Below are 12,265 nucleotides of genomic sequence, written 5' to 3'. Positions count from 1 at the left end.
TGCCCGAATTCACCCACCCGTCCCCGTCCGGTTCGCGCCGTTCGCCCTGCCGCGCGGGCCCTGTCCTGGCCATACTGAGTCATGACCGAGGCGCAGGCGATCCGCGAGCTGGTCGAGGCGGGGCTCGCCGGACCGACGGCGGACGAGTCGTTCGACCGGTTCGCGCGCCTCGTGCAGCGCCAGCTCGGCGTCCCCACGGCGCTCGTGTCCCTGGTCCTGGAGGACGAGCAGGTCTTCCCCGGCGCCCTGGGTCTCCCGGAGCCGTACCAGAGCAGGCGGCGCACCCCGCTGACCCACTCGTTCTGCCAGTACGTCGTGGACGACACGCAGCCGCTCGTCGTCGCGGACGCCCGGGACGTGCCCCACCTCGCCGACAACGGCGCCGTCCACGACCTGGGTGTCGTCGCGTACGCAGGGTTCCCCATCTTCGACCCGCGGGGACGCGCCGTCGGCTCGCTCTGCGCGATCGACGCCCGACCACGCCCCTGGACGGACGGCGACCTCGCGACGCTCGCGGACCTGGCGGCCGCGTGCACGTCGGAGCTGCGGCTGCGGGTGGCGCGCGAGCGCGCTCGGCGGATGCAGCGGGTCGCCCTCACGGCGAACCGGCGGTCGCGGCTCCTGCTCGACCTCTCGGAGACGTTCGCCGCGGCCCAGTCGGTGGGCGACGTCGCGGAGCGGCTCGCGGCGGTCGGGGCCGGGATCGGTGCGCGGTACGCGGGCCTCGCGACGCTCGACCATGCCGGGGTCCGGCTCACCTACACGACGCTCGACCACCTGGAGCCGGGCGTGCCACGCGCCTTCCGCCGGATGCGGCTCGACGAGGCGCGCGGTGCGAGCGTCGCTGCCCGCACACGCGAGCCGCTGTTCTTCCGGGACCACGCCACGTACTCCGAGGCCTTCCCCGAGGCGGCCGCGATGATCGAGGCCGACGGCGTCGAGGCGCGCTGCTTCCTCCCGGTCTTCTCGGCCACGACGCTGCTCGGCGTGGTCGCCCTGGCGTGGGACTCGGTGCAGGAGTTCGACGACGACGCCGTGAAGACCCAGACCACCATCGCCACGTACGTCGGCCACGCGCTCGACCGGGTCCGCCTGCTCGAGGAGCGCCACCGCGTCGCGACGACGCTGCAGGCCGCGATGCTCACGGCGCTGCCCGAGATGCGCAGCGTCGAGCTGGCCGCGACGTACGCGTCCGCGACGCGGACCGACCAGGTCGGCGGCGACTGGTACGACACGGTGGTCCTCGACGACGACGCGTGCGTCCTCATGATCGGCGACGTCACCGGGCACGACATGCGTGCCGCCGCCCAGATGGGCCAGCTCCGGTCGATGCTGCGCACGTTCGCGTGGTGCCAGGACGAGCCGCCCGCGACCCTGCTCCGGCTGCTCGACCGGGCGAACCGCGGCCTGTCGCTGCACGCGAGCGGCACGGCCGTCGTCGTGCGGCTGGACCGCACCCCGCGCGGGTTCGACGTCGTGTGGTCCAACGCGGGCCACCCCGCTCCCCTCGTCCTGCGCGCCGACGGCGCGGTCGAGACGCTCGACGGGGCACCCGACCTGATGCTCGGCGTCCTGCCGGGTGCGGCCCGCCACGACCACCGCACGCGCCTCCACCCGGGCGACACGCTGCTGCTGTACACCGACGGGCTGGTCGAGCGGCGCGGCACGTCGTACGGGGACCGGCTCGAGAGCCTGCGCGAGGCGCTGGCCGAGCAGGCCGGCATCGCGACGTCGGCCCTTCCGGACGCGCTCGTGCGCCGGCTCGTCGCGGGCTCGCAGCGCGACGACGTCGCGGTGCTGGCGCTGCGGGTCCGGCACACGATGCCGCACCCGCCGCGGCCAGGCCGGCCGGGCATCGTGCGTCGCGACGTGCCGCACACGTCGACCGCGATCGGGCAGTCGCGGCGCTGGGTCGACGACGTGCTGGAGAGCTGCGACGTCACGCCGTCGGTCCGTCGTGTCGCGATGCTCCTGACGAGCGAGCTCCTCACGAACGCCGTCCAGCACGCCCGGCCCCCGGTGTCGGCGTCCGTCGAGGTGGGGCACCGGGTCGTGCGGATCGGCGTGCGGGACGGTTCGACGGAACCTCCTCGGCTGCGGTCGCCCGAGCCGCACGAGACGGGGGGCCGTGGCGTGCAGTTCCTCGAGCGGTGCGCCGTGCGCTGGGGGGTCGACGCCGACGACGACGGGAAGACCGTCTGGTTCGAGCTCGGGACGACCGACTGACCACCCTGTGCCGTGTCGGAAGCGCCGGGTAGCGTGTGGTGTGGACCACATCCGGCCCGGACGCTCCCACCCGCACTCGGAGAGGCAGCTCGCCATGACCGACCTCGTCACCCCCGTCGACACGGTAGAGGGATCCCTCGCGCCACGTCCCGCGAATCCCGTGCCCGCGCGCGAGGACCTCGACGTCGCGCTGGCGGGCTACCGCCGCGAGCTGACCGGTTACTGCTACCGGATGCTCGGGTCGGCCTTCGAGGCCGACGACGCGGTGCAGGAGACGCTGCTGCGCGCCTGGCGCTCCTACGACCGGTTCGAGGGCCGCTCGAGCCTGCGCTCGTGGCTCTACCGGATCGCGACGAACGTCTGCTTCGACGCCCTCGGGGCCCGCAAGCGCCGCGAGCGCCCCATGGGCCTCGGCGGTCCGCAGCCCGCCGAGGTGGAGAACCTCGGGCAGGTGCTGCCCGAGGAGACCTGGGTCGAGCCGGTGCCCGACGACCGTGTGCTCCCCCACGACGGCGACCCGGCCCAGGTGGCCGTAGGTCGCGAGAGCATCCGCCTCGCGTTCGTCGCCGCGCTGCAGTACCTGCCCCCGAAGCAGCGTGCCGTGCTGCTGCTGCGCGAGGTCCTGCGCTGGCAGGCCAGCGAGGTGGCCGAGCTGCTCGACACGTCCGTCGCGTCCGTCAACAGCGCGCTGCAGCGTGCCCGCGCCACGATGGCGGCCCGGGCGCACTGGAGCAGCACGGGGGTGGACGACGCGGAGCACGCGGACGGCGACGGTCCTGCCGCCGGGCCGGGCGGCGCCGTCGGGGGTATGCCCGGCGACGAGCAGAGCCTGGGCGACGAGGAGAAGCGGCTGCTGGAGCGCTACCTGGACGCGTTCGAGCGGTACGACATGGACGCGCTCGTCGCGATCCTCCACGCCGACGCCACGCTCTCCATGCCGCCGTACCCGCTGTGGATGCGCGGCACGGACGACATCGTCCGCTGGATGGTGGGTCCGGGCTGGGAGTGCGAGGGCTCGCGACTGCTCCCCGTGGCGGTGAACGGGACGTTCGGGTTCGGCCAGTACCGCCGCGCCGAGGGCGGCGGGTACGAACCGTGGGCGCTGCAGGTGATCGAGACCCGGGGCGGCCGCGTCGTGGAGATCAACGCGTTCCTCGACACGGCCGCCTGGTTCCCGCTCTTCGGGCTGCCTCCGCGCCTCGACTCCTGACCCGGCGCGGCGCGATCAGTCGAACGTCTCGAGGAGCGTCTGCCGCTCCCCCTCCGTGAGGTTCGTGGCGACGAGCTTCCCGTGCACGCCGTGGAAGCGCTCGCCGACGGCGTCGAGGTCGCCGTCCTCCGTGACGACGAACAGCGCGGAGGTCCCCGGCCTGACCCCCTCGCGGATCCGCTCGAGCTGGTCCTTGTCGATGCCGACGGCCGCCATCGCCTTGGACGTCGCGCCGATCGCGGCGCCGGCGGCCGCACCGACGAGGGGGATGAAGAAGAGCGTCCCGAGGAGCAGCCCCCAGAACGCGCCCCAGCCGCCGCCGCGCCACGTGTCCTGGTGGCCGTGCCGCGTCGTGGGCTTGGCCGCGCCCTCGGGCCAGGTCACGACCGCGGAGTCGACGAGGCGGATGTGCCCCTCCGACGCGGCCGAGTGCAGGATGCCCGACGCGGTGTCGGCCCCTGTGGGTGTGTCGAAGCTCCAGACGGTAAAGCTCGCCATGGTCGTCCTCCGGTCTTCTCGTGCTCGGTGCAGCCTGGGCGGTGCGGTCCTGGGGTGCGGGCTCAGCCGAGGAGCTTGGCCTTCGCGGCGGCGAACTCGGCGTCGCTGAGCACGCCGGACGCGTGCAGCTGGCCGAGACGCTCGATCTGCGCCAGGAGGTCGTCACCGGCCGACGCCGGGGCGGCGGGCGGAGCGGCGGCGGCCGGCTGCGCGTACTGGGCTGCCGCCTGCTGCGCGGCCGCCTCGATCCGGGCCTGCTCCTGCTGGGCCGCGGCCTGCTGCGCCTCCCACGACTGCTGCTGGCGGTTCGCCTGACGGCGCGAGACGGCGCCCGCGGTGGCCTGGGCGGTGCCGGCGATGACGGCGGTGCGGGCGGCGGTCCCGATGAGGCCGGGACGGCCCATGCGACGGATGGGCATGGTGGTTCTCCTTCGGGTGTGGCGTGCGTGGCGTGGTGGTCGGGGGTGCGGGTCAGTCCTCGGCGAGCGCGAGGTCCGCGACCTCGTTGACGACCTCCGCAGGGATGCGCTCGCTGAACAGCACGACGCCGCCCGCGTCGGCGGCCGCGCCGACGACCCCGCGGGCCCACGTGTGCTCCACGACGAGGACGAGCGCCGAGGTGCCCGGAGCGAGCCCGGCCGCCACCTCGTCGAGGTCCTCCTCGCCGGCGAGCCCGGCGCTCGAGAGCTGGAGATCGGTGATCTCGATCTCGTCGCCGAGGTCCGTGAGCTCGAGGAACTCGACGTCGCCGTTCTCGGACCTGCGTACGACGGCGAGGTCGAGCAGCGTGACGGTGCCTTCCGCGAGGACCTCGGCGACGGCGGTCTGGACGCCGGACGGGATCCGGTCGGCAGGGAAGGCGATGGCGACGATCTCGACGGGACCGAAGCTGGAGGTGGCCATGAAGTGTCTCCCGGTGTCTGGGTGGCGTACGGGGTCGGGTTCGGACGGGCCGCGCGGTCCGGATCGCCGCGCGGTCGAGGGAGGCTGCGCCGGCTCAGCGAGCGGCGCGCTCGGCCTCGTCACCGTGGACGACGAGCGCCCAGAGGACGAAGACGTCGAGCAGGATCGTGACGATCGACCACCAGGGCGTGACCTGGAGGGTCGTGAACTGGGCGACGGCGTTGAGGACCACCAGGACGATCGCCACGAACCGCGCCCAGCCCTTGCCCGCGAGGAGCGCGAAGCCGGTGAGGACGAGCAGCAGCCCGATCACGAGGTGGATCCATCCCCACGTGGAGACGTCCAGCACGACGACGCCCTGGTCCGTGACGCCGACGAGGCTGTTCGGGGAGAACACGGCGACGAGACCGCTGATGGCGTTGAACAGACCGAGGGTGACGAGCACGATGCCGGCGAACCAGATCCAGCCGACCCATGCGGACACCTGTGACGAGCGAGCCATACCTTCACCTCGAGGATTCTCGGACCTCTCGACGGGCACCGGCCGGCGGCCATCGACGTGCGCGGGACGATCGTGGCACCGATGGGACGGTTCGGCATCCGGTGCGTCGTGCGCGCTCGTCCCGGTGCCCGCCACTACGTTCGTGGCATGACGACTCCCGCTGCGCCGTCGGTCGACCCGTCGCCGGACGACCCCTCGTCGGAGGCGACCGAGGCCGGCACCCGGCCCGTCCAGCACGACTCCCGGCGGCCGCCGCGCTGGGTGCCGCGCGCGCTCGTCATGGGCGTGGTCGCCGTGTTCGTGGCGATCTTCGCCTGGTACGCGCTGGGTCAGCTCCAGGGCCTCGGGGTGAACGTCCTCATCGCGTTCTTCATCGCCCTCGCGCTCGAGCCCATCGTCGTGTGGCTCGTCCGGCACGGGTGGCGCCGCGGGGTCGCCGCAGGCGTGTCGCTCATCGGCTCGATCGTCGTCGTCCTCGTCGTGCTCGCACTGTTCGGGAACCTGTTCGTCCAGCAGCTCGTGCAGCTCGTGCAGACGATCCCGGCGCTCTACGAGGACGCCCGGACCTTCCTGGAGGAGCGGTTCGACGTCGTCGTCCCCGAGTCCGACGAGCTGTTGCGCGAGGCCTTCGACCAGTTCGGTCAGGACGTCGCCTCGGGCGCGCTGCTGGTGGGGACGACGATCATCGGAGGCATCTTCGCGTCGCTGACGATCCTCCTCGTCACCTACTACCTGCTGGCCGCCGGGCCGAGGTTCCGGGCCGGCGTCTGCCGGTGGCTCACGCCGGACCGTCAGGAGGAGGTGCTGCGCCTGTGGGAGATCACCCAGGTCAAGGTCTCCGACTTCATCAACTCGCGCATCGTGCTCGCGGCGCTGTCGAGCGTCTTCACGCTCGTGTTCCTGCTGATCGTGGGCACGCCGTACGCACTGCCCCTCGCGGTGTTCACGGGCGTCGTGTCGCAGTTCGTCCCGACGATCGGCACGTACATCGGCGGTGCCCTGCCCGTCGCCGTCGCGCTCACGTCCCAGGGCATGCCGCAGGCTCTGGCCGTGCTGGCGTTCATCATCGGCTACCAGCAGCTCGAGAACCTGTACTTCTCGCCCAAGGTGTCCGCGCGGGCGCTCGAGATGAACCCGGCGGTGAGCTTCGTCGTCGTGCTCGCGTTCGGCGCCGTGTTCGGGGCGCTCGGCGCGTTCCTCGCGCTCCCCATCGCCGCCACCATCCAGGCCGTGGCGAACACGTACCTGCAGCGGCACGAGCTCATCGACTCCCACCTCCTGCACGACCCCGGGGAGGAGGGCGGTGACGACGCACCGCGCAAGCGGCGTCGCGATGGCGACGGCGGGGTCGCCCAGCGTCGCCGCGCGAACCGCCGCGCTGCCGAGGAGGCCGCACGGACGGTCGACGAGCGCCGGGCGGACGGCGTCGAGTAGTCGCTCGGTGCCGCCGCCCGTCCGGCGGCGCGTCAGAGCGTCGCGATCCCGTCGCCGATCATCTTCGCGCCGATGACGAGCAGCAGGACCGCCATGACCACGGCGTTGTTGTGGATCAGCCAGGCCTTGAGGCCGTCGAGGAGGGCGGCGGCCCGGGTGCCCATCGACGCGTAGATCACGACGGGCGTCGCGACACCGAGGCTCGCCACGACGGCGAACACGACGGCCGCGACGATGCTCACCGTCGTGTCGCCGCCCGCGGCCGAACCGATCGCCGCACCGCCCGAGACCGCGAGCAGCAGGTTCTTCGGGTTGACCGCGCCGAGCAGGACGGCGAGCCCGAGCGCCTTGACGGGCGTGAACGAGTCGATCGCTGCCATCCACTTCGGAGCGGGCGGCTCGACGTCGCCGCGTGGGCGCCCCCGCCACTGCCGCGCCGCGACGAACAGCAGGAGCAGCCCGAGGACGATCTTGAGCCACGCGGTCCACGCGGCCGGACCACCGGCGTCGGGCACCGACGACCCTGCCACGAGCGCGACGACGAGCGCCACGCCCCCGACGGCGACGAACCATCCCAGCAGGAACGCGACGGCGTTCGCCTTCGCCTTCCCGCTGGTGAGCATGAGCACGACCGCGACGATCGGCAGCGGGCTGATCATCACGCCGACGGCCACCGGCAACGACTGGCCGATCGCGGCTCCCACGGTGAGCTCCCCGGTCCCGGTCGGCTCAGGCGTTCTCGTCGAAGGCGGCGCGGAGCTTCGCCTCCTCGTCGGCGGACAGGTTGGTCTGGATCAGCTCGCCGTGGATGCCCTGCGCCTGCAGCGCGTCGTGGACCCGGTCGAGGACCGCGCCGGTCGTGAGGACGAACAGCGCCGACGTCCCGGGCGTCACCTTGCTGCGCACCGAGTCGATGAAGTCGTCGTCGATGCCGACGTCGGTCAGCGCCCCGGCGATCGCGCCGGACGCGGCACCGATCGCCGCGCCGATCAGCGGGATGAAGAAGATCAGCCCGAAGAGCATGCCCCAGAACGTCCCGCCGAGCGCTCCGGCCGCGGTCGTGCTGTTGCCCTGGCGGGTCTTCGGCTTCTTCTTCCCCTCCTCCCACGAGACGGTCGCCGCGTCCTGCACCTGGATGAGCTCCTGCTTCTGCAGCGCGAGGAGAGCCTCCTCCAGCCGCTCCGCGCCGTCCGGGGTGTCGAACTTCCACACGGTCAGGGTTGCCACGTCGTGCCTTCTTCCGTCGATGTCGTCCGGCTGTCGTCGTGCGTCCGCGCGCGGCCCGGGACGGGTCGGCGCACGGCGAGTCGACGCTATGGCGGGGGTCGGTGCACCGCCACCCGAACGGCGGCGTCCGACGAGGTTCCGGATGCACCCCCTCCGGTGGCGTGGTTCCCTTCCCGTGTGCCGACGGATGCGCCGACGGGCGGGCCGACTGAGAGGCCGACGGACAAGCCAGGGGACGTGCCGGCGGAAGCGCCGGGCGAGCCGCCCTCGCGCCCCCTCTCGACGCGGCACCTCCTGCGCCTCGTCGTCCCGTCGCTCGTCGTCGGCGCGCTGAGCGCCGTCGCCCTCGTCGCGCTGTCGGCGCTCGCCACGTGGATCCAGCACCTCGTGTGGGACAGGCTGCCCGACGTATGGGGAGTCACGACGACGGAGACGTGGTGGACGGTCCTCGTGCTCACGGTCACCGGTCTCCTCGTCGGGGCGACCATCCGGTGGGCGCCGGGGCACGCGGGGGTGGACCCCGCCACGGCGGACCTCGTCGCCGCCCCCCTGCCGCTGCGGACGCTGCCGGGTCTCGCCGTCGCGCTCGTGCTCGGCCTCGCCGGTGGCGTGAGCCTCGGCCCCGAGAACCCGATCATCGCCATCAACGTGGCGATCGCCGTCTGGCTGCTGTGCCGGCCGCGGCTCGGGGTCCCGGTGAACGGCGCCGTCGGGCTCGCCATGGCCGGGACCATCGGGGCGATGTTCGCGACGCCGCTCGCCGCCGCGCTCGTGCTCACCGAGACGTTCGCCGAGCGCGGGGACCGGTCAGGGCCGCTGTTCGACCGGCTGTTCGCCCCGCTCGTCGCCGCGGGCGCGGGCGCCATGGCCATGGTCGTCTTCGAGACCCCGACCTTCGAGATCGACCTCCCCGCATACCCCGGGGTCCAGCCCGGGGACCTGGTCGGGGCGACCGTCGTCGGGATCGTCGCCGCCGGGCTCACCCTGCTCGCCGTGCTGGCGTTCCCGGTGGTCCACCGCACGTTCCACCGGATGCGGAGCCCCGTGCTGGCCCTCGGCGCCGGCGGCCTCGTGCTCGGCCTGCTCGGCGTGCTCGGCGGTCCGCTCACGCTGTTCAAGGGCCTCGAGGAGATGAAGGAGCTGTCCGCCGAGGCCGACGACCTCGCGTGGTACGCCATCCTGCTCATGGCGCTGGTCAAGATCGTCGCGCTCGTCGTCGCCGCCGGGGCCGGGTTCCGCGGCGGGCGCATCTTCCCCACGGTCTTCATCGGGGTCGCCATCGGGCTCGCCGCGACGTCGCTGGTCCCCGCCGTGCCTGCGGCCGTCGCGGTCTCGTCCGCGGTCCTCGGCTCGGTGATCGTCGTGAGCCGCGACGGCTGGCTCGCCCTCTTCATGGCGGCCGTCGTCGTCGGCGACGCACGCCTCCTCCCGGTCCTGTGCCTCGCGATCGTGCCGCTGTGGCTCGCCGCGCGGTCGATGCCCCCGCTCCGCGTCGGCCCTCCCGCCGACGGCGCCGGCGAGTTCCCCGCGCTCGCGCCCCGTCCGTAGCACCGACCGTCGACGGAGGACCGCGTGACCGACCCCGCTCCCGTGCCCACCGGCGAGCCCACGCCCGCCCCCGAGCCGGCGCCCGACACCGACCGCTCACCGCTGCGCCGGCTGGGTCGACGCGTCGGGCGCCCGAAGCGCTCGGACGTCGTGTCGGGGATGGTCACCGGCCTCTTCTCGATCCCCGAGGGCATGGCGTACGCGTCGATCGCGGGCTTCAACCCGGTCGCCGGGCTCTACGCGGGGGTCGTGCCCGCGATCGTCGGCTCGCTCACCGCTCGCACGGTGCTCATGATCACGACGCTCACGAGCGCGATCGCGCTCACGTCGCAGAGCGTGCTGGCCGGCGTGGGGCTCGACCCGACCGACCCGGCGAACGTCGCGACGTTGACGATCATGGTGGGCCTCGCGATGCTGCTCCTCGGCGTCCTGCGACTCGGCGCCGTCATGAGCTTCGTCTCGAACGCGGTCATGGTGGGCTTCTCGACGGGGATCGCGCTGCAGATCATCACCGGTGTGCTCGAGGACGCGACGGGCTACGACCCGCAGGGCCACAACCGGCTCGTCCAGCTCGGTGACTGGGTCGTGCACGTCGGCTCGTGGGACCTCCCGTCGACGCTGGTCGCCGCCGCGACGGTCGCGGTCTGGGTGCTCGCGCGCTCCGTGCGCCGGCTGGTCCCCGTGGCGCTGCTCGTCGCGATGGTCGTGGTGAGCGTCGTCGTGGTGGTCGCCGGGGTCGAGGTCGAGCAGGTCGCGGACATCGCGGCGATCCCGGCGGCCCTGCCCGGCCTCTCCCTGCCCGACCTGTCCGTGGCCCCGTCGCTCGTCGGCGGAGCGTTCGCCGTCGCGCTCGTCGGCCTCGCGCAGGCCGCGAGCATCGCGCCCTCGATGCCGAACCCCGACGGCTCGCGCTCCGACGCGAACGCCGACTTCCGCTCGCAGGGCTGGGCCAACGTCGCCGGCGGACTCTTCCAGGCGCTGCCGAGCGGCGGGTCGATGTCGCGCACGGGCGTCGCGGCGGAGGCGGGCGCTCGGACGCGGTGGGCGGGCGTCGTCAGCGGGGTGTTCCTCGCGCTCGTCGTGGTGCTCCTCGGTGGCGTCGCCGAGCTCATCCCCATGCCGGTGATCGGCGGGCTGATCCTCGTGGTCGGCGGCGAGCTCGTGTGGGGCAAGCGCCGCGAGATCCTCCTCGTGCTCCGCACGTCGCCGCTGTCCTCTGCCGCGATGATCCTCACGTTCCTCGCCACGACGCAGCTCCCCCTGCAGCAGGCCATCGTGCTCGGCGCGGTGCTGTCGCTGCTCCTGTACTGCGTGCAGGCGGCGCGCCAGTCGCGGCTCCTGCTCCTCCGGCGCGGCGCCGACGGCCGCTGGTCCACGTCGACCGAGATCCCCACGGCCCTGCGGTCCGGCGAGGTCACCGTGCTCGACTTCTCCGGGACGTCGTTCTTCGCGGCGCTGCCACGGATCGAGAACGACCTTCCCCGCGGCGACGACGCCCGCGGGGCCGTGCTCGTCCTGGTCCTGCGGACGCTGCCCGACATCCCGTCGTCGGCCGTGATGGACCTCCTGCACCGCACGGCCGCGCGGCTGCGCGAGCAGGGCAACCGACTCGTCCTCGTGGGCGTCTCCCCCGCGATGCGCGCCCTGCTCGAGCGGACGGGGACGGTCGCAGCGCTCGGCCAGGACGCGATCGTCGACGCGACGCCGGAGGTCCTCGGCGGTCTCGAGAGCGCCGTCGCCGACGCCGAGCGCTGGGCCGCCGCGCACTCCTGACGCGCGCCCCGGCTGGATCTCAGCCGGATCGCCCGGCCAGATCGCCCGGAAGGTCGGGACGCGGGTCCCTGGGACGCGGGACGCGCCCCGGAGCAGTCTTCCCCGGTCAGCACCGTGGCACGACGAAGGTCGTGCCGGACCAGGGAGGAACTTCCATGCAGGACGGATCGCTCACCGCACCGTCGCCCCTCGCCGGGGCGAGCCGGACCGGCCGACCACGCACGACGCCGCGCGCGTGGGCCTGGACGGGCGTCGCCGCCGGCGTCCTCGGCCTCGTCTCGATCCAGGCGTCGTTGGCGTTCGGCGCCAACTGGGAGGAGACCGCGGGCGACGCCGACGCCATCGTCGCGGACCTCGCCGGGAAGACGGGCACGCTGCTCGTCTTCCACACCGCGACGATCGCGTGCGCGCTGCTCGTGCTCGTGTTCGCCGCAGGTCTGCGTCGCCGGCTCGACGCGCAGGCCCCCGCCGGATCGCTCCTGCCGACGGTGGCGGGCTGGGGCCTCGTCCTCGTCTCCGTCGCCGGGCTGCTCGGCTCCGGCCTGGACACACAGTTCATGTTCGGCCTCGCCGAGGCCGACCGGCTCGTGGCAGAGTCCGGCGCGTTCTACAGCGACTGGGTCGCCACCATCCCGTGGCTGTGGGTCGGTGCGGGCGTGACCGGCGTCGCCCTCGGCGCCGCGGCGCTGCGTCACGCCGCGGCACCCCGGTGGATCGGCGTCGTCGGGGTCGTGCTCGGCGGGCTCACCCTTCTCACGGGCATCTCGCCCCTGCAGTACATGGCGGGGTTCGTCGGGCCGGTGTGGCTCATCGTCACGGCGCTCGGCTTCGCGCTCGGGGACCGGCGCTGAGCCCGAGCCGCCCCGCCGAGCTCGGCACGTCGCCCCGAGTTCGGCACGTCGGCCCGAGATCGGCACCTGGAGCCGCCGATCTCGGGCCGGAGC

General features: G+C 73.6%; 12 protein-coding genes. 6 read left to right on the top strand and 6 right to left on the bottom strand.

Annotated features, from left to right (window positions below):
• Window positions 1-81 precede the first annotated feature (81 nt).
• Together V5D56_RS04670 and V5D56_RS04665 are read left to right on the top strand one after the other, a co-directional pair.
• Window positions 82-2,226 carry a SpoIIE family protein phosphatase gene (locus V5D56_RS04670; protein WP_435737894.1) on the top strand — a complete coding sequence of 715 codons (2,145 nt, stop codon included), beginning with the start codon at window positions 82-84 and terminating at the stop codon, window positions 2,224-2,226.
• A gap of 94 nt (window positions 2,227-2,320) precedes the next feature.
• A complete protein-coding gene (locus tag V5D56_RS04665; protein ID WP_435737893.1) occupies window positions 2,321-3,436 on the top strand; it encodes a sigma-70 family RNA polymerase sigma factor in 1,116 nt (371 codons plus the stop codon).
• A 15-nt stretch (window positions 3,437-3,451) separates the two neighbouring features.
• Here V5D56_RS04665 and V5D56_RS04660 read toward each other — a convergent pair whose 3' ends face one another.
• From V5D56_RS04660 to V5D56_RS04645, 4 genes are all read right to left on the bottom strand, one after another.
• The gene (locus V5D56_RS04660; protein ID WP_435737892.1) at window positions 3,452-3,934 is read right to left on the bottom strand and encodes a DUF1269 domain-containing protein; all 483 of its coding nucleotides are present in this window, start codon (window positions 3,932-3,934) and stop codon (window positions 3,452-3,454) included.
• 62 nt (window positions 3,935-3,996) lie between these two features.
• Window positions 3,997-4,353, bottom strand: a complete 357-nt coding sequence (locus V5D56_RS04655; RefSeq protein ID WP_435737891.1) for an SHOCT domain-containing protein — start codon at window positions 4,351-4,353, stop codon at window positions 3,997-3,999.
• Window positions 4,354-4,405: 52 nt separating this feature from the next.
• Window positions 4,406-4,837: a DUF6325 family protein gene (locus V5D56_RS04650; RefSeq protein WP_435737890.1), complete on the bottom strand. Its 432-nt coding sequence runs from the start codon at window positions 4,835-4,837 to the stop codon at window positions 4,406-4,408.
• A 94-nt stretch (window positions 4,838-4,931) separates the two neighbouring features.
• Complete coding sequence (locus V5D56_RS04645; RefSeq protein ID WP_251151946.1) at window positions 4,932-5,339, bottom strand: DUF7144 family membrane protein; 408 nt, start codon at window positions 5,337-5,339, stop codon at window positions 4,932-4,934.
• A 147-nt stretch (window positions 5,340-5,486) separates the two neighbouring features.
• Here V5D56_RS04645 and V5D56_RS04640 point away from each other — a divergent pair, with 147 nt between their 5' ends.
• Window positions 5,487-6,773, top strand: a complete 1,287-nt coding sequence (locus tag V5D56_RS04640) for an AI-2E family transporter (RefSeq protein ID WP_435737889.1) — start codon at window positions 5,487-5,489, stop codon at window positions 6,771-6,773.
• 32 nt (window positions 6,774-6,805) lie between these two features.
• On the opposite strand, the gene V5D56_RS04635 is transcribed toward V5D56_RS04640, so the two are convergent.
• A complete protein-coding gene (locus V5D56_RS04635; RefSeq protein ID WP_435737888.1) occupies window positions 6,806-7,477 on the bottom strand; it encodes a GAP family protein in 672 nt (223 codons plus the stop codon).
• A 25-nt stretch (window positions 7,478-7,502) separates the two neighbouring features.
• On the bottom strand, window positions 7,503-8,000 hold the full coding sequence (locus V5D56_RS04630) for a DUF1269 domain-containing protein (protein WP_435737887.1): 498 nt from the start codon (window positions 7,998-8,000) through the stop codon (window positions 7,503-7,505).
• A gap of 237 nt (window positions 8,001-8,237) precedes the next feature.
• Here V5D56_RS04630 and V5D56_RS04625 point away from each other — a divergent pair, with 237 nt between their 5' ends.
• The 3 genes from V5D56_RS04625 (at window position 8,238) to V5D56_RS04615 (ending at window position 12,172) form a co-directional block, all read left to right on the top strand.
• A complete protein-coding gene (locus tag V5D56_RS04625) occupies window positions 8,238-9,548 on the top strand; it encodes an ion channel protein (RefSeq protein WP_435737886.1) in 1,311 nt (436 codons plus the stop codon).
• 24 nt (window positions 9,549-9,572) lie between these two features.
• Window positions 9,573-11,321: a SulP family inorganic anion transporter gene (locus V5D56_RS04620; RefSeq protein WP_435737885.1), complete on the top strand. Its 1,749-nt coding sequence runs from the start codon at window positions 9,573-9,575 to the stop codon at window positions 11,319-11,321.
• 155 nt (window positions 11,322-11,476) lie between these two features.
• The gene (locus V5D56_RS04615; protein ID WP_435737884.1) at window positions 11,477-12,172 is read left to right on the top strand and encodes a hypothetical protein; all 696 of its coding nucleotides are present in this window, start codon (window positions 11,477-11,479) and stop codon (window positions 12,170-12,172) included.
• The last annotated feature ends 93 nt before the right edge of the window (window positions 12,173-12,265 follow it).

The organism is Cellulosimicrobium sp. PMB13 (assembly GCF_051294865.1).
GTDB lineage: Bacteria > Actinomycetota > Actinomycetes > Actinomycetales > Cellulomonadaceae > Cellulosimicrobium.
The sequence above is the reverse complement of the archived record's forward strand: the minus strand, read 5'-3'. Positions and strand labels throughout refer to the sequence as shown.